The 22,314-nt window shown below is 71.0% G+C and carries 16 protein-coding genes; 12 read left to right on the top strand and 4 right to left on the bottom strand.

The window, feature by feature from the left end; all coding sequences use genetic code 11:
- Positions 1–5 precede the first annotated feature (5 nt).
- The 5 genes from ACIBI5_RS09860 to ACIBI5_RS09840 all read left to right on the top strand — a co-directional run bounded on the left by ACIBI5_RS09860 (position 6) and on the right by ACIBI5_RS09840 (position 7,027).
- The gene (locus ACIBI5_RS09860) at positions 6–2,081 is read left to right on the top strand and encodes a putative bifunctional diguanylate cyclase/phosphodiesterase (RefSeq protein WP_397245079.1); all 2,076 of its coding nucleotides are present in this window, start codon (positions 6–8) and stop codon (positions 2,079–2,081) included.
- Between the two features lie 190 nt (positions 2,082–2,271).
- Positions 2,272–2,571, top strand: a complete 300-nt coding sequence (gene gatC, locus ACIBI5_RS09855) for an Asp-tRNA(Asn)/Glu-tRNA(Gln) amidotransferase subunit GatC (protein WP_184960458.1) — start codon at positions 2,272–2,274, stop codon at positions 2,569–2,571.
- The gene (gene gatA, locus ACIBI5_RS09850) at positions 2,568–4,058 is read left to right on the top strand and encodes an Asp-tRNA(Asn)/Glu-tRNA(Gln) amidotransferase subunit GatA (protein WP_397245077.1); all 1,491 of its coding nucleotides are present in this window, start codon (positions 2,568–2,570) and stop codon (positions 4,056–4,058) included. Before gatC ends, gatA begins: the two co-directional genes overlap by 4 nt.
- A gap of 5 nt (positions 4,059–4,063) precedes the next feature.
- Positions 4,064–5,551, top strand: a complete 1,488-nt coding sequence (gatB, locus tag ACIBI5_RS09845) for an Asp-tRNA(Asn)/Glu-tRNA(Gln) amidotransferase subunit GatB (RefSeq protein ID WP_397245296.1) — start codon at positions 4,064–4,066, stop codon at positions 5,549–5,551.
- A 147-nt stretch (positions 5,552–5,698) separates the two neighbouring features.
- Complete coding sequence (locus ACIBI5_RS09840) at positions 5,699–7,027, top strand: MFS transporter (protein WP_397245075.1); 1,329 nt, start codon at positions 5,699–5,701, stop codon at positions 7,025–7,027.
- 561 nt (positions 7,028–7,588) lie between these two features.
- Here ACIBI5_RS09840 and ACIBI5_RS09835 read toward each other — a convergent pair.
- The 3 genes from ACIBI5_RS09835 to ACIBI5_RS09825 are packed head-to-tail and all read right to left on the bottom strand — an operon-like array spanning position 7,589 to position 10,668.
- On the bottom strand, positions 7,589–9,112 hold the full coding sequence (locus ACIBI5_RS09835) for a tripartite tricarboxylate transporter permease (RefSeq protein WP_397245073.1): 1,524 nt from the start codon (positions 9,110–9,112) through the stop codon (positions 7,589–7,591).
- A gap of 3 nt (positions 9,113–9,115) precedes the next feature.
- Positions 9,116–9,694, bottom strand: a complete 579-nt coding sequence (locus tag ACIBI5_RS09830; RefSeq protein WP_397245071.1) for a tripartite tricarboxylate transporter TctB family protein — start codon at positions 9,692–9,694, stop codon at positions 9,116–9,118.
- On the bottom strand, positions 9,694–10,668 hold the full coding sequence (locus tag ACIBI5_RS09825; RefSeq protein ID WP_397245069.1) for a Bug family tripartite tricarboxylate transporter substrate binding protein: 975 nt from the start codon (positions 10,666–10,668) through the stop codon (positions 9,694–9,696). The genes ACIBI5_RS09830 and ACIBI5_RS09825 overlap by 1 nt, the downstream gene beginning before the upstream one ends.
- A 136-nt stretch (positions 10,669–10,804) precedes the next feature.
- Here ACIBI5_RS09825 and ACIBI5_RS09820 point away from each other — a divergent pair, with 136 nt between their 5' ends.
- The 3 genes from ACIBI5_RS09820 to ACIBI5_RS09810 all read left to right on the top strand — a co-directional run bounded on the left by ACIBI5_RS09820 (position 10,805) and on the right by ACIBI5_RS09810 (position 15,072).
- Complete coding sequence (locus ACIBI5_RS09820; protein WP_397245067.1) at positions 10,805–12,364, top strand: ATP-binding protein; 1,560 nt, start codon at positions 10,805–10,807, stop codon at positions 12,362–12,364.
- Positions 12,361–13,011, top strand: coding sequence for a response regulator (locus tag ACIBI5_RS09815; protein ID WP_397245065.1), 651 nt, complete (start codon positions 12,361–12,363; stop codon positions 13,009–13,011). The genes ACIBI5_RS09820 and ACIBI5_RS09815 overlap by 4 nt, the downstream gene beginning before the upstream one ends.
- 90 nt (positions 13,012–13,101) lie before the next feature.
- Positions 13,102–15,072: a VanW family protein gene (locus ACIBI5_RS09810; protein ID WP_397245063.1), complete on the top strand. Its 1,971-nt coding sequence runs from the start codon at positions 13,102–13,104 to the stop codon at positions 15,070–15,072.
- On the opposite strand, the gene ACIBI5_RS09805 is transcribed toward ACIBI5_RS09810, so the two are convergent.
- Positions 15,053–16,078 (bottom strand): PQQ-dependent sugar dehydrogenase, encoded by a 1,026-nt coding sequence (locus tag ACIBI5_RS09805; RefSeq protein WP_397245061.1) that lies wholly within the window; start codon positions 16,076–16,078, stop codon positions 15,053–15,055. The two genes, ACIBI5_RS09810 and ACIBI5_RS09805, sit on opposite strands and share 20 nt — an antisense overlap.
- A gap of 104 nt (positions 16,079–16,182) precedes the next feature.
- On the opposite strand from ACIBI5_RS09805, the gene ACIBI5_RS09800 reads away from it, so the two are divergent.
- The 4 genes from ACIBI5_RS09800 to ilvN all read left to right on the top strand — a co-directional run bounded on the left by ACIBI5_RS09800 (position 16,183) and on the right by ilvN (position 22,310).
- Complete coding sequence (locus ACIBI5_RS09800) at positions 16,183–17,025, top strand: 2-hydroxyacid dehydrogenase (protein WP_397245059.1); 843 nt, start codon at positions 16,183–16,185, stop codon at positions 17,023–17,025.
- Positions 17,026–17,203: 178 nt separating this feature from the next.
- Positions 17,204–19,837 carry a putative bifunctional diguanylate cyclase/phosphodiesterase gene (locus ACIBI5_RS09795; RefSeq protein ID WP_397245057.1) on the top strand — a complete coding sequence of 878 codons (2,634 nt, stop codon included), beginning with the start codon at positions 17,204–17,206 and terminating at the stop codon, positions 19,835–19,837.
- Between the two features lie 215 nt (positions 19,838–20,052).
- Complete coding sequence (locus ACIBI5_RS09790; RefSeq protein ID WP_397245055.1) at positions 20,053–21,786, top strand: acetolactate synthase large subunit; 1,734 nt, start codon at positions 20,053–20,055, stop codon at positions 21,784–21,786.
- A complete protein-coding gene (gene ilvN, locus ACIBI5_RS09785; RefSeq protein ID WP_184960445.1) occupies positions 21,786–22,310 on the top strand; it encodes an acetolactate synthase small subunit in 525 nt (174 codons plus the stop codon). The genes ACIBI5_RS09790 and ilvN overlap by 1 nt, the downstream gene beginning before the upstream one ends.
- The last annotated feature ends 4 nt before the right edge of the window (positions 22,311–22,314 follow it).

Below are 22,314 nucleotides of genomic sequence, written 5' to 3'. Positions count from 1 at the left end.
TACTCATGACTGACCCAACCGACACCCGCGACACCGGCCCGCGCATGGGCACTCCGCTGTGGGCCTTCCTCGCGGCCATCTCCGCGATCGGCGGCACCGCGCTGGTCGCGGCCCTCCTCAGGCTCGACCCCGTCGGCCTGGCGGAGCTCGCCAGGACCCCGCTGTTCTGGGTGCTCGCGGTGCTGGTCGTGCTGGGCGAGCTCAGGCCCGTCATGGTCTCGTCCGCGGCCTCCGTGGGCGGCACCTACCCCTCGACGATGTTCACCTTCGCGGTGCTGCTGCACTTCGGGCTGCCCACGGCCGTGCTCATGCAGGTCGTCGGCGTCGTCATGAACGGGGTCGTCACCCGCAAGGCCTGGCACCGGGTCGTGTTCAACGTGGGCCAGTCCACACTCGCCCTCACCGCCGCCGCCGTCGTGCTCGGCGTCTTCGGGATCGTGCCCACCCCCGCGGTGCCCTGGGTGCCGAGCGGGGCCGACCTCGTGCCGATCGCGCTGTCCGGCATCGCCTACTTCATCACCCGCGCCACGCTCGTCTGCGGCGCCGTCGCCCTGCACGAGCGCCGCTCGGTGATCCGCGTCCTGCGCGGCACCGCCGGACCGCAGGCCCTCGTCTACACCGCGCTGCTGGGCCTGGCCCCCCTGGTCGTGGTCGTCATGAGCCACTCGCCCGGCCTCGTGCCGCTCTTCGTCGCCCCGCTGGCGGCCGTGTACTTCACCGCCACGCTCTCGATGCGCCGCGACCACCAGGCGCTGCACGACGAGCTCACCGGCCTGCCCAACCGCAAGATGCTCATCGTCAGCACCGAGGAGGCGCTGGCCGAGGCGCGTGAAGGCGAGCGCGTGGGCCTGTTCCTCCTCGACCTCGACCGGTTCAAAGAGGTCAACGACACCATGGGCCACCCGGTGGGCGACCGCCTGCTGCAGATGGTGGCCCACCGCCTCCTCCATTCGGTACGGCCCGGCGACGTCGTGGCCAGGCTCGGCGGCGACGAGTTCGCCGTGCTGCTGCCGTCCATCCGCGACGCCCACGCCGCCCGCGAGGTGGCGGCCAGGCTGCGCGCCGCCCTCACCGAGCCGGTGCGGCTCGAAGGCATGACGTTCGACCTCGACGGATCGGTCGGCATCGCGCTCTTCCCCGACCACGCGCCCGACTTCGAGCTCCTCATGCAGCGCGCCGACGTCGCCATGTACATGGCCAAGGAGGCGCGTACCGGCGTCGAGCTCTACCAGCCGGACAAGGACCGCAACTCGCCCGAGCGCCTCCACCTGCTCGGCGACCTGCGCCGCGCGGTCGACAACCGTGAGCTGCGCCTGCACTACCAGCCCAAGGTCGGCCTCACCACCGGCGCCGTCCACGGGGTGGAGGCGCTGGTGCGCTGGCGGCACCCGGTGCACGGGACGATCCCCCCGGCCGAGTTCATCCCGCTGGCCGAGCAGTCGTACCTGATGCGGCAGCTCACCGAGTACGTCATCGAGGAGGCGCTGGAACAGGCCGCCCGGTGGTGGCACATGGGGCTCAAAGTGCAGATCTCGGTCAACGTCTCGGCCCGTGACCTGCTCGACTCGGCGCTGCCCGAGCAACTGGAGGTCGGGCTGGCCCGCTACAGCCTGCCGCCGGACGCCATCCAGCTGGAGGTCACCGAGCGCATCCTCATGGGCGACCAGGCGTACACGCACGACACGATCAAGGCGCTGGCCACGCTCGGCGTCCCCCTTTCCCTGGACGACTTCGGCACCGGCTACTCCTCGCTCATCCGCCTCCAGCGCCTCGCGGTCGCCGAGGTCAAGATCGACTCGTCGTTCGTGCGGCGGATCACCGAGTCCGAGGACGACGAGCGGATCGTCCGCTCCATCGTCGACCTCGTCCGCTCGCTCGGGCTGCGCTCGGTGGCCGAGGGCGTCGAGTCGGACGAGGCCGCGCACCGGCTGGCCGAGATGGGGTGCGACGTGGGCCAGGGCTGGCTGTTCTGCGAGCCGATGGTCGCCGCCGACGCCACCCTCTGGCTGCGCGACCACCTCGACGCGGAACCCGCGCTCGGTTACGGCTACCGCCCCGCCGAGGTCACCAGAACCGCCTGAGCCGTCCCAGCCCTTCAGGACCGGCGGCGTGCAGGTCCAGGACCCAGGCGCGCCGCTCCTCGTCGGCCGCCGGGGAGTTACGCAGCGGAAACGGATGAACCGCGGGCCCCGTTATCCGTTCGGCCCCGGTTGCCCGAGCCCCCTAGGATGACAGTGTCCAAACTCCATCCAGAAACGGGTTCAACGACTCATGTCCGCCATAACCCGCGACGAGGTCGCCCACCTGGCCCGGCTGTCCAGGATGGCGCTGTCCGACGACGAGCTCGACCACTACGCCACGCAGCTCGATGCGATCATCGAAGCTGTCGCGAAGGTCGCCGAGGTCGCCGCCGAGGACGTGCCGCCTTCGTCGCACGCGCTTCCGCTGACCAACGTCTTCCGCGCCGACGAGGTGCGACAGTCCCTGACGCCCGAGCAAGCCCTGGCCGGGGCGCCGGCCGTCGAGGACGACCGCTTCCGGGTTCCGCGCATCCTGGGGGAGGAAGCATGAGTCTGATCCGTAAGACGGCCGCCGAGCTCGGCGCGCTCATCGCGTCCGGCGAGACCTCCTCCGCCGAGGTGGCCGAGGCGCACCTCGACCGGATGGCCGAGGTCGAGCCCAAGGTCAACGCCTTCCTCCACGTCGACCGCGAGGTCACGCTGGCCCAGGCGCGGGCGGTCGACGCCCGGCTGGCCGCGGGGGAGAAGCTCGGGCCGCTGGCGGGCGTGCCGATCGCGCACAAGGACATCTTCTCCACGCATGACATGCCGACGACCGCCGCGTCCAAGATCCTGGAGGGGTGGCGGCCGCCGTACGACGCGACCGTGACCGCGCGGCTGCGCGCGGCCGGTCTGGTCATCCTCGGCAAGACCAACCTCGACGAGTTCGCGATGGGCTCCTCCACGGAGAACTCCGCCTACGGCGACTCGCACAACCCGTGGGACCTCACCCGCACCCCGGGCGGCTCCTCCGGCGGCTCGTCGGCGGCGGTCGCGGCCTACGAGGCGCCGCTGTCCACCGGCACCGACACCGGCGGCTCCATCCGCCAGCCCGCCTCGGTCACCGGCATCGTCGGCATGAAGCCCACCTACGGCGGCTCCTCCCGCTACGGCGTCATCGCCTTCGCCAGTTCACTCGACACGCCGGGCCCGTTCGCCCGCAACGTGCTCGACACGGCGCTGCTGCACGAGGTCTTCTCCGGGCACGACCCGATGGACTCCACCTCCATCGACGCCCCGGTGCCCGCCGTCGTCGAGGCCGCGCGCCACGGCGACGTCCAGGGCATGCGCATCGGCGTCGTCAAGGAGTTCGGCGGCGAGGGCTACCAGCAGGGCGTGCTCAACCGCTTCCACGACGCCGTCGAGCTGCTGGAGTCGCTCGGCGCCAAGGTCGTCGAGGTCTCCTGCCCGACCTTCACCACCGCGCTGCCCGCCTACTACCTCATCGCGCCGTCGGAGTGCTCGTCCAACCTGGCGCGCTTCGACGCCATGCGGTACGGCCTGCGCGTCGGCGACGACGGCACCAGAAGCGCCGAGGAGGTCATGGCGCTGACCAGGGCCGCCGGCTTCGGCCCCGAGGTCAAGCGGCGCATCATGCTCGGCACCTACGCCCTGTCGAGCGGCTACTACGACGCCTACTACGGCCAGGCCCAGAAGGTCCGCACGCTCATCTCGCGCGACTTCGAGGCCGCCTACCAGCAGGTGGACGTGCTGATCTCGCCGACCACGCCGACCACGGCGTTCAAGCTCGGCGAGCGCACCGGCGACCCGATGGCGATGTACCTCGCCGACCTGTGCACGATCCCGTCGAACCTGACGGGCAACGCGGCCATCTCGGTGCCGTGCGGCCTGGCCGACGAGGACGACCTGCCGGTCGGCCTGCAGATCATGGCCCCGGTGCTGGGCGACGACCGCTGCTACCGGGTCGCCGCCGCGGTCGAGAAGGCCCTGGAGAGCCGCTGGGGCGGCCCGCTGCTGAAGGAGGCGCCCGCGCTATGACCGTGATGGCTTTTGACGAGGCGCTGGGCCGGTTCGAGCCCGTTCTCGGCCTTGAGACCCATGTCGAGCTCGGCACCGCCTCCAAGATGTTCTGCGGCTGCAAGACGACGTTCGGCGCCGCGCCGAACACGCAGGTCTGCCCGACCTGCCTGGCCTTCCCCGGCGCGCTGCCGGTGGCCAACGAGGCGGCGATCGAGTCCACGATCCGCATCGGCCTGGCGCTCAACTGCTCCATCGCCGAGTGGTGCCGCTTCGCCCGGAAGAACTACTTCTATCCGGACATGCCGAAGAACTACCAGATCTCGCAGTACGACGAGCCGCTCTGCTTCGACGGCTACCTCGACGTCGAGGTCGACGGCGCGACCGTGCGCGTCGAGATCGAGCGCGTGCACCTGGAGGAGGACACCGGCAAGTCCACCCACGTGGGCGGCGCCACCGGCCGCATCCAGGGCGCCGACTACTCGATCGTCGACTACAACCGCGCCGGCATCCCGCTGGTCGAGATCGTCACCAAGCCGATCCCGGGCACCGACCGGATGGCGCCCGAGGTGGCCAAGGCCTACGCCACCGAGCTGCGCGAGATCATGCGGTCGCTGGGCGTCTCCGACGTACGCATGGAGGAAGGTTCCATGCGCTGCGACGTGAACGTCTCGCTGATGCCGCGCGGCGCCTCCGAGTGGGGCACCCGCACCGAGACCAAGAACGTCAACTCGCTGCGCAGCGTCGAGCGGGCGGTCCGTTCCGAGATCGAACGGCAGGCCCACATCCTGGCCGAGGGTGGCAAGATCATCCAGGAGACCAGGCACTTCCACGAGGACACCGGCACCACCACGCCCGGCCGTTCCAAGGAAGAGGCGCAGGACTACCGCTACTTCCCCGAGCCCGACCTGGTCCCCATCGCGCCCGACGCGGCGTGGGTGGCCAGGCTGAAGGCGGAGCTGCCCGAGCTGCCGCTGGTCAAGCGCAAGCGGCTGCAGGCCGAGTGGGGCGTGTCCGACCTCGACATGCAGGCCATGCACAACGCCGACGCCATCGACCTGGTCGAGGCGACGGTCGCGGCGGGCGCCCCGGCGGCCGACGCGCGCAAGTGGTGGATGGGCGAACTGGCCCGCCGCGCCAACGAGAGCGCCACCGCCCTGGCCGACCTGCCCATCACCCCGGCCGACATCGCCCGCGTGACCGTGCTGGTCGCCTCGGGTTCGCTCAACGACAAGCTGGCCCGCCAGGTGCTGGAGGGCGTTCTGGCCGGCGAGGGCACGCCCGACGCGGTCGTGGCCGCGCGCGGCCTGGAGATCGTCAACGACGAGGGCGAGCTGTCGGCCATCATCGACGAGGTCCTGGCCGGCAACGCCGACGTGGCCGACAAGGTTCGCTCCGGCAAGATCGCCGCGGTGGGCGCGCTGGTCGGCGGCGTCATGAAGGCCAGCCGAGGCAAGGCCGACGCCGGCCGCGCCCGGCAGCTGATCCTGGAGAAGCTGGGCGTCTCCGAGTAGTTCCTAGGGCCCCGCCGTCGCGGCGGGGCCCTTGCTCGCGCTTGATTCCGGTTATTCTGGATATAGAAGGTCTAGGACTATGGACCCATGGGGACCTAGGACCACGGCACGATGTGCTGTCCCCGGCGCCGCCGTACTTTCATGGGCATGAAGCGCAAAGCATTGACAGTTGGCCTGGTGGCGATGGTGTCGCTCGTCGCCTTCGAGTACATGGCGGTCGCGGTCGCCATGCCCGTCGTCGCCCGCGAACTGGGCGGACTTGAGCTGTACGGCCTGGCCTTCAGCGGTGCCATGGCCGCCGGCGTGATCGGAACCGTCCTGGGCGGCCGATGGGCCGACCTCCGCGGGCCGCTGGCGCCGCTTTGGGTGGGAGCGGTGGCGTTCGCCGGCGGTCTGGGATTGGCCGGGTTCGCGCAGAGCATGGAGATGCTGATCGCCGGACGCCTCGTGCAGGGCTTCGGCGGGGCGCTGGTCCAGGTCGCCCTGTACGTCGTGGTGGCCAGGACCTACCCCGAGGCGATGCACCCGAAGATCTTCTCGTTGTTCGCGACGGCATGGGTGGTGCCGTCCATGGTGGGACCGGCGATCGTCGGAGTCGTCGTGGAGACGGCCGGATGGCGCTGGGTCTTTCTGGGCGTACCGATCCTGACCGCGATCGCGGCACTCGTCCTGTTCCGTGGCCTTGCGGGCCAGCCGGTCTCCGGCGGGCAGGCCGACACCGCGCCCGGCATGCTCGGCAAGCTCGGCTGGGCCGCGGTGACCGCCGTCGGCGCCGGCCTCATGCAGTACGGCAGCCAGGGCCAGGTCCTTCTCCTCGTCTCCGGCCTGGTCGTCCTGGCGCTGGCCCTGCCGAGGCTGCTGCCCGCCGGCACGCTGCGCGCCGCCAGAGGCCTGCCCTCGGTCGTGGCCCTGCGCGGCCTGGCCACCGGCGCCTTCTTCGCCGCCGAAGTGATCATCCCGCTGATGCTGATCAGCCAGCGCGGGCTGTCGACCTTCGTCGCCGGCGTCGCCCTGACCGGCGGCGCTCTGACCTGGTCACTCGCCTCGTGGCTGCAGGGCCGCGAGGTCTTCAGCCGGATGACGAACCTCCGTGGCGGCACCGCCCTGATCGCCCTGGGCATCCTGCTGATGGGCGCGGTCACCTTCGAGCCGGTGCCGATCTGGCTGGCGTACCCGTCGTGGATCATCGCCGGCTTCGGGATGGGGCTGGTGTACCCGACCCTCTCGGTGCTGACGCTCGAACTGTCCTCGCCCGGCGAGCAGGGGGCCAACAGCTCGTCGCTGCAGGTGGGCGAGGCGGTCTTCTCGGTGGTGGCGGTCGCGGTCACCAGCGCCCTGTTCACGGCGGCGGCCTCGGGCTACTGGACCGTGTTCGCGGCGACGCTGGTGATGGCGCTGGCAGGCCTGTGGGTGGCCCCCCGCTTCGGCGTGACCACCCCGGGCCACCAGAAGACAGCCGTGGCCACCGCCGCCTAACCCTTGCTGAGCCCGGAGCCGGACGCCCACCCAGGCGCCCGGCTCCTCCACGTCCCCCGCCCCGCCGCACTCCCGCCCCACGCGCCAGGTGCCTCGCACCTCGCCTCCGACTCGCGTGCGGGGCGCGGGCGCGGAGTCAGGGGTACGGCCGCCGCGCCGTGAGCTGGTTGGACCGGTCACCGCGAGCGGTTGGCGGCCGAGGGCATCCTGCAAGCCGTCCACGTTCTCCAGTGCCGCAGTATTCCCGCGTGCTCGTGCGGAGGGTCGACAGCGCGTCTACGCATCGGTCGTGGGGTCGGGGCCACGCTCCGGGTGGCGGACCGTGCGGAGCACGGTTGACCGGGGCGGGTTTCCATGACCGGGCCACTGGCGGGCCTGAGAGGGCAGCCGGTCGGGGGAGGAGCTTCAAGGGGTGTACTTCAGCTCGGCTGGAGAAACGCCTGGAACCCCGCACGCGCGGAGCGCGCCGCAGGGAAAGAACGTGCTTGTGGCCCCGCCGGTGGACAAGGTCGGCGGGGCCACAACGACTTCCCCCAGGAACCACTCGGGTGATGCCCCGTTTCACCTTCCTCTACTCGGGGCGTCGACCGCTTTGCCGCGCCTGCGTGCCATCAGCATTCTGAAGAGCGGGGTCAGCAGCGCCAGCGCCGACAACACGAGCAGCACCACCGCGATCGGGCTCTTGACCAGTACGGTCACCTCGCCCGCCCCGATGGCCAGTGCGCGGCGGAGCTGGATCTCGGCCATCGGGCCCAGGATCATGCCGATCACCGCGGGCGCCACCGGCAGGCCGAAGCGCCGCATCGCCCAGCCCAGCAGGCCGAGGACGAAGAGCACGATCAGGTCCACGGCCGAGGCGTTCAGGGCGTAGACGCCGAGCGCGGCGAACATCACGATCCCCGCATAAAGGTATGGCCGCGGCACATGCAGCACCTTCGCCCAGAGCGGCGCCAGCGGCAGGTTGAGCACCAGCAGCATCGCGTTGCCCACGAACAGGGATGCGATCATGCCCCAGACCAGGGCCGGGTTGTGGTCGAAGAGCTGGGGCCCGGGTTGCAGGCCGTACTGCTGGAAGGCGGCCAGGAGGATCGCGGCGGTCGCCGACGTGGGCAGGCCCAGGCTGAGCAGGGGGACCAGGGTGCCGGCCGCCGAGGCGTTGTTGGCCGCCTCCGGGCCCGCCACGCCCTCGATGGCGCCTTTGCCGTACTCCTCGCGGGCCACGCCGCGGGCCAGCTTCTTCTCGGTCGCGTACGACAGGAAGGTGGGGATCTCGGCGCCGCCGCCCGGCAGCGCGCCGAACGGGAAGCCCAGCGCGGTGCCGCGCAGCCACGGCTTCCAGGAGCGCGCCCAGTCGGCGCGGCCCAGGTATGCGCGGCCGACGGGGATGACCTCCGGCGGCACGTGCCGCAGCCGGGAGGCCACGTACAGAGCCTCGCCCAGCGCGAACAGGCCCACCGCGACGATCACCACGTCGATGCCGTCGAACAGCTGCGGAATGCCCAGCGTGAGCCTGGCCTGGCCGGTCTGCTGATCGATGCCGACGAGCCCGATCGCCAGGCCGAAGCCGAGCGAGGCCAGGCCGCGTACGACCGAGCGGGACAGCACCGAGGAGACCGCGGTGAAGGCCAGGATGGCCAGGGCGAAGTAGTCCTCGGGGCCGAACGCGATCGCGAACGCGACCACGGCCGGGGCGGCCACCACGAGCAGGCCGGTGGCCAGCGTGCCCGCGACGAACGAGCCGATGGCCGCCGTGGCCAGCGCTTGGGCGGCGCGGCCCCGCTTGGCCATCTTGTTGCCCTCCAGTGCGGTGATCATGGAGGAGGACTCGCCGGGGGTGTTGAGCAGGATGGAGGTGGTGGAGCCGCCGTACATGCCGCCGTAGTAGATGCCGGCGAACATGATGAACGCGCTGGCCGGCGGCACGGTGAACGTCACGGGCAGCAGCAGCGCGACCGTCATGGCCGGGCCGATGCCGGGCAGGACGCCGACGAGTGTGCCGAGGGTGACGCCGACGAGCGCGTAGAGCAGGTTGACCGGCGTCAGCGCGGAGGCGAAGCCGTCGAGCAGGAGCTGGAGGGAGTCCATGGTTCAGATCACCCCTTCCAGGAGGCCCGCGGGCAGGTTCACGCCGAGGCCCCTGACGAAGGCGAGGTAGGTGCCGAGGCCCAGAGCCACGCCGATGATCGCCGCGCGGACGCGGTGCTCGGCGCCGAGGGCCAGCGACAGCCCGAAGAACAGCAGGCTGCCCGCGATGACCCAGCCGAGCGTGTCGAGCAGCGCGGTGAAGGCGAGGAAGACGCCGCCGACCAGCCCGACCTGCTTGAGGTCGGCGGGGGCGTCGGCGTCGATGTCCTCGCTCTCCTCGGGGTCGCCGCGGCCGCCGCGCACGACGTCGATCACGTAGAACACGCCCACGACGGTGATGGCGCCGCCGACCAGCATGGGGAAGAACCTCGGCCCCAGTCCGACGACGGACGTCGCCGCCTCCACGTTCAGGGTGCCGACGATCACGTAGACGCCGACGGCCAGCAGGGCCAGCGCCAGCCCGAGTTCGGGTCGCCACCAGCCCCGCTTCTTGCCCGTCGAAGTCTCGGTCGAGGGCTCGGTCGAAGCCTCAGGCGAAGGTTCGGGCGAGGACGACGGCGAGGACGAGGACGAGGGGTCCATCAGGAGACGAGGCCCATCTCGGCGATGATGGACTTGACCCGGGTCTGCTCGGAGTTGAGGTACGTGGCGAACTGGTCGCCGGTCTGGAAGGAGTCGATCCAGCCGTTCTTGGCGACCGCGTCCTTCCACGCCTGCGAGGCGTGCATCTTGGTGACCAGGTCGGTCAGCGCCTTCTTGTCGGCGTCGGACAGGCCGCCGGGGGCGACCATGCCGCGCCAGTTGGCGATCTCGACGTCGAGGCCGCCCTCCTTGATCGTGGGCGCGTCGAGGTCGGGCAGGCGCTGCGGGGAGCTGACGGCCAGCGCGCGCAGCTTGCCGGCCTTCACCTGCTCGGCGAACTCGCCGACGCCCGAGATGCCGATCGTGGCCTTGTTGCCCAGCAGGAGGTTGAGCGCCTCGCCGCCGCCGGAGTTGGCGACGTAGTTGATCTGCTTGGGGTCGACGCCCGCGGCCTTGGCCATGAGCCCGGCCAGGATGTGGTCGGTGCCGCCGGCCGAGCCGCCCGCGATGGAGACGGTCTTCGGGTCGGCCTTCCACGCCGCGACCAGGTCGGCGACGGTCTTGAGCTTGGACTCGGCGGGTACGACGATGATCTCGTACTCCTCGGTCAGCTTGGCGATCGGCGTGGTGTCCGACAGCGTGACCTTGGACTTGTTCTGCTCGATGGCGCCGACCATGACCAGGCCCATCGTCATGAGCAGGTTGCCGTTGCCCTTCTCGCCGGCGAGCTGGGCCAGGCCGATGGTGCCGCCGGCGCCGGGCACGTTGTAGACCTCGACCTTGCGTGAGGGGTCGGCCTGCTTGATCGCCTGCTCGGCGGTGCGCGAGGTCTGGTCCCAGCCGCCGCCGGCGTTGGCGGGCGCCATGATCTTCAGCGTGCCGCTGCCGGAGGCGCTCGTGCCGCCGCTGTTGCCGCAGGCCGACAGGGCGGCCACGGAAAGGGCCGCGAGCGCGGCGAATATGCGCAGGCGCATGATCACTCCAAGGGGGGTTCTCACGTTCGGTGAACTGCGATCGTGAGCCGAGAACCCCTCCCGGTCGAGCCTTTACGCACTTGCCGTCTTTTTGTTCGTATTGGTCGCTACCCGCCCGTGACCTGGGCCTGTTTCCATGAAGCGCGTGAGGAGGGTCACAAACGCCTCGCTCGGCACTCAGCTGTTCGTGCTCCAGATGGTGATCGTTTTGCTCGCCGTCGGTGGTACGGCCGTCGTGTGGGCCGGGCACACGCGTACCCAGCTGAACTCGCGCTACCAGCAGCGCGCCCTGGCCATCGCCCAGTCGGTGGCGGGCATGCCGCAGGTCCGCGAGGCATTCAACGCGAAAAATCCGGAAAAGGTGCTGCAGCCGCTCGCCGTCAGCGTCCAACAGGCCACCGGCGCCGACTACGTCGTGATCGCCAACCGCGAGCAGACGCGCTACGCGCATCCCAACACCACCCTGATCGGCCGGAAGCTGTCCACCGACGGCAGCGGCGTCATCGAGACCGGCCGCACCTGGGTCGGCACCGAGACCGGCACCATCGGCACCACCGTCAGGGGCAAGGCGCCCGTCTTCGACGAGTACGGCACCGTGATCGGCCTGACCTCGGTCGGCGTGCTGGAGGCGACGGTCAGCGAGCAGTTGTTCGACACCCTGCCGCCGTTGCTGTGGACGGCGCTGGCCGTACTGTTCGCCGGTTCCGCCGCCGCCGCCCTGATCACCGCGCGCGTACGCCGGCAGACCTTCGGCCTGGAGCCGCGCGAGATCGCCGCGCTGCTGGAACAGCGCGAGGGCGTGCTGCACGGCGTGAAGGAGGGCGTGCTCGCCCTCGACCTCACCGGACGCGTCACGCTCGTCAACGACGCCGCCCGCGAGCTGCTCGGCGAGGTCGGCGAGGACCTCACCGCCATGCCGGTCTCCGACCGCATGCGCGACGTGCTCGGCGGCGCCGACCCGGGCGAGGATCGCATCGTCCTGCACGGCGAGCGTGTGCTGGTGCTCAACCGCACGCCGGTCTCGGTGCGCGGCCAGCACCGCGGCTGGGTGGTCACCCTGCGCGACCGGACCGAGCTGGTACGGCTGGCCCGCGATCTCGACGACGCCAGCAGCGCCACCGAGGCCCTCCGGGCGCAGGCCCACGAGTTCGCCAACCGCATGCACACCGTGGTCGGCCTGCTGGAACTGGGCGAGCAGGAGGCGGCGGTCTCCTTCATCACCAGAACCACCCGCAGCACCTACGCCGTCGGCATCCGCGAACGCGTCCAGGACCCCACGCTGGCCGCCCTGCTGCTGGCCAAGTCGGCCGAGGCCGCCGAGCGCGGCGCGACGCTGGAGCTCGCCGAGGATTCCGAGGTGCCCGAGGGCGTGCTCGGCGACCCGCAGGACGCCGTCCTGGTCGTCGGCAACCTGGTGGCCAACGCCATCGACGCGCTCGACGGAGCGCCCGGCACGATCGAGGTGTCGGTCAGGGCCACCGCCGACGGCCTGCACGTGCGCGTCGGCGACTCGGGCCCCGGCATCACCCCCGGCCTGGTCGAGGAGGTCTTCAGGGAGGGCTTCACCACCAAGGCCGCGCGCGCCGGCCAGCGCGGGCTCGGGCTGGCGCTGACCAGGCAGGCGTGTTTGCGGAGAGGCGGCTGGGTGAACGTACGCAACGAGGGAGGAGCGGTCTTCACCGCGCTGCTGCCATGATCAAGGTGCTGGTCGTCGACGACGACTTCATGGTGGCCAGGATCCACAGCGGCTACGTCGCGCGGATGCCGGGCTTCGAGGTCGTGGCCGCGGCCCACACGGGCAACGACGCGCTGGAGGCCGTCCGCCGCTTCCGCCCGGATCTGGTGCTGCTCGACATCTATCTCCCCGATCTGTCCGGCCTCGACGTGCTCAAGGCGCTGAACGACGTGGACGTGCTCATGATCAGCGCCGCCCGCGACCTGCCCACGGTCAGGGAGGCGATGCGCAGCGGCGCGGTCAACTACCTGATCAAGCCGTTCACCGCCGCCGCCCTGGCCGACCGCCTGCGGCAGTACGCCGCGAGCAGGAAGCGGCTGACCGCGCTCGGCCCGGAGGTCGGCCAGGACGAGGTCGACCGGCTGTTCGGCGCGCTGAAGACGCCGCTGCCCAAGGGCCTGTCGTCGGCCACGTGCGAGCTGGTCGCCGACACGCTGCGCACCGCGGCCGGCGACCTGTCGGCCGCCGAGGCGGCCGTGCTCGCCGGCCTGTCACGGGTCTCCGCCCGCAGGTACCTGGAGCACCTGTGCGCGGTGGGCAAAGCGGAACTCCGTCCGAGGTACGGCACCGCCGGCCGCCCAGAACACCGCTACCGCTGGATTGGTTGACCCGAGATAACCCATTTCCCGTGACATACCGGGATACCCGTGCCTTACTGTTGCCTGAGGAGAGGCTGCGGAGCAGGAGGAGATAGAGGCGTGCGGCGCGCCGGACCGATCGATTCACCGACCGACCCGTTCGCCTCGGTGCCCTTGCCCATGCCCGGCAAGAAGCCACCGAAGGTCGAAGGACTGCCACCTGGCGTCTCACGGGATATTTTCGGCGCCACCGGCCAGCCCGAACCCAAGCCGGAACCGGCCGCCGGCGGCGGACTGCCGCCCGTGGCCCCGCCGCCCACGCCCTGGCCGATGCAGGAGCCCCAGCCGCCCGCCTCCTTCCGGCCCGCCGAGCCGCCGCCCAGGCCGCCCGGCTTCGACCCCGAGCCGCACCGCCGCCGTATCCTGCCCACGCTCCTGCTCGTCCTCGTGGTCCTGGGCCTGCTGGCCTACCTCGTGCCCGCGGTCGTCATGTCCGGCTCCGTGCTGCGCGGCACCCGCGTCGCCGGCATCGACATCGGCGGGCTGACCGTCACCCAGGCGGCCGACAAGCTCCGCGCCGAGCTCGCCGCGCGGCTCGACCGGCCCGTCACCGTCAGCATGGGCGGGCGCGAGGAGAGCATCCAGCCCGACGAGGCCGGGCTCGAACTCGACGTGGTCGCCACCATCGGCGAGGCCCCCAGCGGCTTCCCCACTCCCGCCGAGGTCTGGCGGGCCCTGACCGGCACCACCGACCTCCAGCCGAAGATCTCCATCGACGCCGCCCAGCTCGCCAGGACCGTCGAAGGCCTCGCGGAAGCCGTGGACAAGGCGCCCAAGGAGGGCCGCGTCGTCTTCTCCGGCCTGCGTCCGCGCGCCGTACTGCCGCAGGACGGACTGCTCCTCGACCGCGACGCCGCCGTGCGCGCCATCAGCACCGCGTTCCTGCGCTCCCAGGGCGACGTCGCGCTCAACATGGTCCCGGCCAAGCCGGAAACCACCGAGGAAGCGGTACGGCAGGCCGCGGCCCGCGCCAAGCGGGCGGTCGCCGCCCCGGTCACCCTGACCAAGGACGGCAAGCGGGCCGAGCTCACCCCCGCCGCCATCGCCGCCCACCTCACCTTCGTCCCCGACGGCAAGGGCGAGCTGAAGCCGCAGTTCGACGCGGAGAAGGCACTGGAGCCCATCGAGGGCGAGCTGGTCGACCTGGCCCAGCGGCCGGCGGACGCCACGTACCAGATCATCGACAACAGGCCCGTGCTCGTCCCGGCCCGCCAGGGCAGGGGAGTGGACGCCGGCAAGCTGGCCGAGGACCTGAACCGCATGTTGACGCAGGGCGGCGGCCGTACGCTGGCGGTCTCGCTCGGCGCGGTCAAGCCGCGGCTCAGCACCGCGGACGTGAGCGGCCTCGGGATCAAGGAGAACGTCGCGACCTTCACCACCCTGTTCGACTGCTGCCAGGCGCGCGCGACCAACATCCAGAAGATGGCCCAGCAACTCGACGGCGCGATGGTGCTGCCGCGCAAGACCTTCTCCTTCAACGAGGCCATGGGCCAGCCGACCGCGGAGGCCGGCTATCTCGAAGCCCCGCAGGTCGTCGGCGGCCGGATGGTGAACGTCGTGGGCGGCGGCGGCTCGCAGTTCGCCACCACGCTCTACAACGCGGTCTTCCTCGGCGGCTTCGAGAACGGCGAGCACACGCCCATGGACTACCACGCCCCCCGCTACCCCGAGGGCCGCGACGTGGCCGTCCTCTACCCCCGCCGCGACTTCACCTGGGTCAACAACTCCCAGTACGGCGTGCTGATCAAGACCGCCTCCTCACCCACCTCGGTCACGGTCACGCTGTGGAGCACCCGGCGCTACGACAAGGTCGAGGCCGTCGTCTCCGACCGCCGCGAGGTCACCCCGTTCCGCCGCCAGAGCAGCAGCGAGGCAGGCTGCCTGCCGACCGTCGGCCAGCAGGGTTTCACCGTAGACGTCACCCGCGTCTTCTACGACAACGGCAAGGAAGTCAAGCGGGACAAGAAGATGACCACCGAGTACCGCCCGCAGGCCCAGGTCACCTGCGCCGCTAGGAACGACGTGGAGTGACGGCGAGGATCCTGTCGTCGTCCTGGGCGGGCGAGCCTCTGCCGTCCTTGTTGCTCGTGCCCACCCACAGCGTGCCGTCGGGGGCCACGGCTACCGCGCGCAGCCGGCCGTAGGTCTCCGCGAAGTGCGCGACCGGCTTGCCCGGCCGGCCCTCGGCGTCCAGCGGGACCTGCCACAGCCGGGCGCCGCGCAGCGCGCCCACCCACAGGGAGCCCGCCGCGTAGGCCATGCCGGACGGCGAGGCCTCGCCCGTGTCCCAGGTGACGATCGGGTCGGCGAAGGCGGAGTCCTCGCCCTGGCCCTCCTCCTGCGGCCAGCCGTAGTTGCGGCCCTCGACGATCTGGTTGACCTCGTCGAAGGAGCTGGCGCCGAACTCGGAGGCGTACATGCGGCCCGCTTCGTCCCAGGCCAAGCCCTGGACGTTGCGGTGTCCGAGTGTGTAGATCCGGGCGTCGCCGTCCACGCCCACGCGCAGGATCTTGCCGCCCAGTGAGTCCGGGTCCTGGGCCAGGGGGCGCTCTCCCGCCTCGCCGGTCGAGGCGTACAGGAAGCCGTCCGGGCCGAACGCGAGCCGGCCGCCGTTGTGGATGCCGGCCTTGGGGATGCCCTCGACCAGGACCTTCGGCTCGGCGAGCGTGTCACCGTTCAGGCGGTAGCGGACGATCCTGTTGTCCTCGGCCGCGGTGTAGTACAGGAAGACGAAGACGTCCTTGACCGCGACGCCCATGAGCCCGCCCTCGCCGCCGGGGCTGACCTCGGAGATCTTCGCCACCTCGGTGACCTTGCCCTGCCGCGTCACGCGCAGCAGCCGCGCGCTGTCGCGCTCGGTGACCAGGGCGTCCCCGCCGGGCAGGAACGCGATGCCCCACGGCACGCTCAGGCCGGAGGCCACGACCCGCGGCTCGTCCGGCGGCGGGGCGGCGGGCACGTTGGCCGCGGGCGTCACCGCGCCGCCGGTGGAACACCCGGCCAGCGCGAGCAGGACGATCAACCAGAGCTTCCTCATGCCTTCCATACTGACCCCCGGGTCGTAAGGTTCTCGGCATGAAGATCTGGGTGCCGTCAGAAGCCATGATTGACGTCCTTTCCGACCTGCCTCGCGTTCAATGCGTGGTCTATGACGGAAAGGAGGCTTTGCCGGACGGGATCGAGGACGTCGAGGTCTGGGTGCCGCCGCTGATCACGCCGCCCGACGTCAAGGGGACGCTGGCCAAGATGCCCTCGCTGCGCCTCGTGCAGACGGTCACCGCGGGCGTGGAACCGTACCGGCCGAACATGCCCGAGGGCGCGATGCTCTGCAACGCGCGCGGCGTGCACGACGCGGGCACCGCCGAGTGGGCGGTCGGCGCGATGATCGCGGTGCTGCGCGAGTTCCCCGAGTTCGTGGACGCGCAGCGCAGGGGCGCCTGGACCTACCACCACACCGGGGTGCTGGCCGACTCCACGGTGCTGATCGTCGGCTACGGGTCCATCGGCGGCGCGCTGGAGCGGCGGCTCGACGGGTTCGAGGTGGACGTCGTCCGCGTGGCACGCACCGCGCGCGAGGGCGTGCACGGCATGGACGAACTGCCCGGACTGCTGCCGCGGGCCGACGTGGTCGTGCTGCTCGTGCCGGCCACCGCCGACACCGCGGGCATGGTCGACACGGCGTTCCTGGCCCGGATGAAGGACGGCGCGCTGCTCGTCAACGCGGCCAGAGGCGGCGTGGTCGACACCGACGCGCTGGTGGCCGAGCTGAAGTCCGGCCGGCTCAAGGCGGCCTTGGACGTCACCGCACCCGAGCCGCTGCCCGATGGGCACCCGCTCTGGTCGGCTCCCGGCCTGCTCATCACCCCGCACGTCGCGGGCAGCACCCCCGCCTCCGGCCGGCGCATGCTGCGCCTGGTGCGCTCGCAACTGCTGCGCTATCTGGCGGGCGAGCCGCTGAACAACGTCATTTCCGACACGTATTGAGAGGAATCCGGAACGTGGCTGGTCCGTGACCTTCGGTGCGTACGGTTGTCGTCTACTGGGGCCCCTTGACTCCCAGTCAAGGAGGGCTCGGGAGCTATTCGGTCTGTGTGGTTATCAGATCGGTGACGACATCGGCGTTGTCACCACTCGCGTACCCGGCACCGCACACACTGTCGATGTGAGGGCAAGGACTGTGATCCGCTGGCGTGACCCACGGGCGCCGATTACGGCCGCCGCCGCCATAGGCGCGGCCGGTTTCGCCATGGCGCTGGCGGTGGGCGGGCCCGCGCTGGCGACCGGTGCGATCGCGGGACTGACGGCGGCGCTGCTGGCGGCGGTCTCGCTGCTGGTGAGCGCGTTCAGGTCGGGCGACCCACGGCACGCGGCCGGGGCGCGCTGGCTGGGCGCCGGCGCGGTGGTGTGGTCGGCCGGCGTCGGCGTGCGCCCGATCGCCTCCGGCTTCATCCTCAGCTTCGCCGACCTGCTCGTGCTGGTCGGCGCCGTCCTCATGGCGGGCGGCGCGATCATCGCCTCGGGGCGCAGGACCACCGCCAAGGCGGCGCTGCGCTACCTGATCGACGCCTACCTGTGCACGGCCGCGCTCTTCCTCATCGGCTGGGTCGTCGCGCTGCGCCAGGTCTACGCGGAAAGCTCGCCCGGCTTCACCTTCATGCTGTTGCCGGCCATGGTCTGCCTGCTGGTGACCTGCGCCACCATTCCCGTCGTGGTCAAGGGGACCGTCTCCGGCCTGCCGCTGGGCCTGGCCGGGATCGGCGTCCTGGCCACGACCACGATCGCCGAGACCGCCTCCGCCGTGGCCAGGCTCGGCGAGGGCGCCCCGCCCACCTGGAGCCTCGTGCTGGCGCCGGTGGCGTTCCTGCTGCTGGCGGCGGCGCCCTGGGGCGTGCGCCGTGGCGGCGACGAGCGGCCCGCGAGCGGTCCCGCCGTGGCCGACCTGCTCGCGCTGGTCCCGCTCGCTCTGGTGGCCGTCTCGGTCGTCGTGCTCGCCGTCCACCTGGCAGGCAGCCGCGACCGTCCGGTCACGGGCGTGGTGGTGGTCGCCGCCTCGGTGGTGCTGATCCTCGTGCTGCGCCTGTTCGTGCTGGCCACCTCGCACGCCCGCCTGCGCGGGCTGGTCGCGCTCGGCGACCGGCAGTTGCGCGAGCTGGCCGAGAGCTCGGGCGACGTGGTGCTGCTGTGCGACTACGACGGCACCGTGCGCGAGATCGGCGCGGGCGTCGAGGTCACGTACGGCTACCGCCCCGACGAGATCGTCGGCGGCTCGATCTTCGACTACATCCACCCCGAGGACCTGCCCGGCATCCAGATCGCGCTGCGCGCCATGGGCCTCGACGAGGACACGGCGGAACCCGGCGCCTGCCTGATCGCCTGCCGGGTACGCGCCGCCGACGGCACCTGGCGGCCCACCGAGTCGGTGGCCACCCGCCACGTGGGCGGCGAGGACGTGCTGCTGATCACCACCCGCGACATCAGCGACGAAGAGGCCCTGCGCAACCAGGTCGTCCACCTGACCTTCCACGACGGCGTGACCGGGCTGCCCAACCGCTCCTACTTCGAGGAGCGCACCCGCGAGGTGGTGGCGGGGCGCGTCTACGGGCAGGCCGCGATCTTCCTCGACCTCGACGGCTTCACCTCGGTCAACGACTCGGTGGGCCACGCCAGCGGCGACACCCTGCTCGGCCAGGCGGCCAGGCGGCTGCGCGGCGTCGTACGCCCCGAGGACACGCTCGCCCGCTGGGGCGGCGACGAGTTCGCGGTGCTGGTGGAGACCGGTGGCGAGGCCCAGCTCGCCGTGGACGTGGCCGAGCGCCTGCTGCGCGCGGTCTCCCAGGAGCCCTTCCGCGTGGCCGACCGCGACGTGGCGCTGACCGCGTCCGTGGGCGTGGCCTTCGCCGAGGAGGAGATGCCCGCGGGCGACCTGCTGCGCAACGCCGACGTGGCCATGGCCAGGGCCAAGGACCTGGGCGGACGGCGGGTGGAGGTGTTCGCCGCGCAGATGCACGCCGACGCCGTGCGCCGCCTCGAACTCGCCGCCGACCTGCAGCGCGCGCTGATCGAGAACCAGTTCGCCATCGAGTACCAGCCCGTGGTGGACCTGGCGACCTCGCGGGTGACCGCGGTGGAGGCGCTGGTGCGCTGGTGGCGCGGCTCGACGTTCGTGCCGCCCGAGCAGTTCCTCGGCCCCGCCGAGGACACCGGGCTGATCGTGCCGCTGAGCGAGTGGATCCTGCGCGAGGCCTGCCGCGAGGTGGCAGCCTGGCGGGCGTCCTCCTGGGACATCGGCCTGTCGCTCAACCTCTCGGCCCGGCAGATCACCGCGCCGCGCTTCGTCGAGACGGTCTCGCAGGCCCTGGAGGAGAGCGGCCTGTCGGCCTCCGCGCTGACCCTTGAGGTGATCGAGGAGATGCTGGTGGAGGACGCCGAGGAGACGATCTCCCGGCTGTCGGAGCTGCGCGCTCTGGGGGTACGACTGGCCATCGACGACTTCGGCACCGGCTACGCCTCACTGGCGTTCCTGCGGCAGCTGCCGGTCGACATGATCAAGATCGACCCCAGCTTCGTCTCCGGCCTGGGCCGCGACGAGACGCTGACGCTGCTGACCAGGACGATCGTCCGCCTGGGACACGACCTGGGCCTGATCGTGGTGGCCGAGGGCATCGAGCGTCCCGAGCAGCTGGAGAAGCTGCGGGAGATGGGCTGCACGCGCGGCCAGGGCTTCCTGGTGGCGCGGCCGATGGCGGCGCGGGGCGTCGACACCCTGATGCGCACCAGCCTCCAGTCCGCCCTCTGATCCCAAATAATGAGATAGCTGTCCAGCAAGTTGACACTGTGGGCCATTGAGCGGCTAAGGTGGCAGCATGCTTCGCAGTGAGATTCTCGTAGTACTTCGCCGGCGCGCGGGCCGATAGCGAAGCACTTCGACCTGCGCGCCGCCCCAGTCCCACCCCCCGGTGGGGAGGGGCCTTTTTTATGTCCTTAAGTGTCTGGCCTTTAAGGAACGAGCCGATGACCGAACGGATGACAGGTGCACAGGCCCTGGTCAGGGCCTTGGAGCACGTGGGAGTCGACACCGTGTTCGGGATTCCCGGCGGAGCGATCCTCCCCGCCTACGATCCCCTCTACGACTCGGTCAAGGTCCGGCACGTGCTCGTACGCCACGAGCAGGGCGCCGGCCACGCGGCCGAGGGATACGCGCAGGCGACCGGCAAGGTCGGCGTGTGCATGGCCACCAGCGGCCCCGGCGCGACCAACCTGGTGACCCCGATCGCCGACGCGTACATGGACTCGGTGCCGATCGTGGCCATCACCGGCCAGGTGGCGAGCGCGGCCATCGGCACGGACGCCTTCCAGGAAGCCGACATCTCCGGCATCACCATGCCGATCACCAAGCACAACTTCCTGGTGACCGATCCCGCGGAGATCCCGCGCACGATCATGGAGGCCTTCCACATCGCCTCCACCGGCCGTCCCGGTCCGGTCCTGGTGGACATCTCCAAGGACGCGCTGCAGGCCCAGACCGAGTTCCACTGGCCGCCGACGATGCAGCTGCCGGGCTACCGCCCGGTGACGCGGCCGCACTCCAAGCAGATCCGCGAGGCCGCCAAGCTCATCGCCGAGGCGCGGCGCCCCGTCCTCTACGTGGGCGGCGGCGTGCACAAGGCGGGCGCCTCCGCCGAGCTGCTGCAGCTGGCCGAGCTGACCGAGATCCCGGTCATCACCACGCTGATGGCGCGCGGCACGTTCCCCGACGGCCATCCCCAGCACATGGGCATGCCCGGCATGCACGGCAGCGTCTCCGCGGTCGGCGCCCTGCAGAAAGCCGACCTGATCGTCGGCCTCGGCGTCCGCTTCGACGACCGGGTGACCGGCCAGCTGTCCACGTTCGCGCCGTACGCCAAGATCGTGCACGCGGACATCGACCCGGCCGAGATCTCCAAGAACCGCCACGCGGACGTCCCGATCGTGGGCGACTGCAAGGAGGTCATCACCGACCTCATCGGCGCCGTCGGGACCGCGGGCAAGGGCGACTACGCCGAATGGTGGACGCTGCTCAACGGCTACAAGCAGACCTATCCGCTGGGCTACGACGAGTTCGAGGACGGCTCGCTGGCCCCGCAGTACGTGATGAAGCGGCTCAGCGCCAACGCCGGGCCGGAGACGTACTACGTGGCCGGGGTCGGGCAGCACCAGATGTGGGCGGCGCAGTTCATCGACTACGAGAACCCGGGCACGTTCATCAACTCCGGCGGGCTCGGCACGATGGGCTTCGCCGTCCCGGCCGCGATGGGCGCCAAGATGGGCCGGCCCGAGGCGACCGTGTGGGCGATCGACGGCGACGGCTGCTTCCAGATGACCAACCAGGAGCTGGCCACCTGCGCCATCGAGGGTGTGCCGATCAAGATCGCGGTCATCAACAACGGTAACCTCGGCATGGTCCGCCAGTGGCAGACCCTGTTCTACGACAAGCGTTACTCCAACACCGACCTGCAGACCACCCGCCGCATCCCCGACTTCGTGAAGCTCGCCGAGGCCTATGGTTGTGTCGGCCTGCGGTGCGAGCGCCCCGAGGACGTGGACGCGACCATCAAGAAGGCCATGGAGATCAACGACGTGCCCGTCGTCGTCGACTTCGTGGTCCACCAGGACGCGATGGTCTGGCCGATGGTGGCCGCGGGCACCAGCAACGACGACATCAAGATCGCCCGGGACATGGCCCCGGTCTGGGACAGCGAGGACTGATGAGCAGACACACGCTCTCCGTGCTGGTGGAGAACAAGCCCGGCGTGCTGGCACGCGTCTCCTCGCTGTTCAGCAGGCGAGGCTTCAACATCGACTCACTTGCCGTCGGGCCCACCGAGCACGACGACATCTCCCGTATGACGATCGTGGTCAGCGTGGAAGAACTCCCGCTGGAGCAGGTCACCAAGCAGCTCAACAAGCTGGTGAACGTCCTGAAGATCGTCGAGCTGGACACCTCGCTTTCCGTGCAGCGCGAGCTCATGCTCATCAAGGTCAAGGCCGACGCCGACAGCCGCTCGCACGTGCTCGAACTCGTCCAGCTCTTCCGCGCCCGCTGCGTCGACGTGGCGGCCGACGCGGTGACCATCGAGGTCACCGGCACGCCGGACAAGCTTGAGGCCTTCGTGAAGGTGCTTGAGCCGTTCGGCATCAAAGAGCTCGTTCAGTCGGGCATGGTGGCCATCGGCCGCGGCGCCCGTTCCATCACCGACCGGTCCCTCAGGGCACTGGACCGTACCGCCTGAAAGG

The organism is Nonomuraea sp. NPDC050540, assembly GCF_044457485.1.
GTDB lineage: Bacteria > Actinomycetota > Actinomycetes > Streptosporangiales > Streptosporangiaceae > Nonomuraea.
Note: the sequence above shows the minus strand (reverse complement) of the source record. Positions and strands in the feature narration are given on the sequence as shown.

Excerpts from the sequence above, each read along its gene's own strand:
- ACIBI5_RS09860 (WP_397245079.1), top strand. The coding sequence starts at position 6 with ATGACTGACCCAACCGACACCCGCGACACCGGCCCGCGCATGGGCACT.
- gatC (WP_184960458.1), top strand. The coding sequence starts at position 2,272 with ATGTCCGCCATAACCCGCGACGAGGTCGCCCACCTGGCCCGGCTGTCC.
- gatA (WP_397245077.1), top strand. The coding sequence starts at position 2,568 with ATGAGTCTGATCCGTAAGACGGCCGCCGAGCTCGGCGCGCTCATCGCG.
- gatB (WP_397245296.1), top strand. The coding sequence starts at position 4,064 with ATGGCTTTTGACGAGGCGCTGGGCCGGTTCGAGCCCGTTCTCGGCCTT.
- ACIBI5_RS09840 (WP_397245075.1), top strand. The coding sequence starts at position 5,699 with ATGAAGCGCAAAGCATTGACAGTTGGCCTGGTGGCGATGGTGTCGCTC.
- ACIBI5_RS09835 (WP_397245073.1), bottom strand. The coding sequence starts at position 9,112 with ATGGACTCCCTCCAGCTCCTGCTCGACGGCTTCGCCTCCGCGCTGACG.
- ACIBI5_RS09830 (WP_397245071.1), bottom strand. The coding sequence starts at position 9,694 with ATGGACCCCTCGTCCTCGTCCTCGCCGTCGTCCTCGCCCGAACCTTCG.
- ACIBI5_RS09825 (WP_397245069.1), bottom strand. The coding sequence starts at position 10,668 with ATGCGCCTGCGCATATTCGCCGCGCTCGCGGCCCTTTCCGTGGCCGCC.
- ACIBI5_RS09820 (WP_397245067.1), top strand. The coding sequence starts at position 10,805 with ATGAAGCGCGTGAGGAGGGTCACAAACGCCTCGCTCGGCACTCAGCTG.
- ACIBI5_RS09815 (WP_397245065.1), top strand. The coding sequence starts at position 12,361 with ATGATCAAGGTGCTGGTCGTCGACGACGACTTCATGGTGGCCAGGATC.
- ACIBI5_RS09805 (WP_397245061.1), bottom strand. The coding sequence starts at position 16,078 with ATGAGGAAGCTCTGGTTGATCGTCCTGCTCGCGCTGGCCGGGTGTTCC.
- ACIBI5_RS09790 (WP_397245055.1), top strand. The coding sequence starts at position 20,053 with ATGACCGAACGGATGACAGGTGCACAGGCCCTGGTCAGGGCCTTGGAG.
- ilvN (WP_184960445.1), top strand. The coding sequence starts at position 21,786 with ATGAGCAGACACACGCTCTCCGTGCTGGTGGAGAACAAGCCCGGCGTG.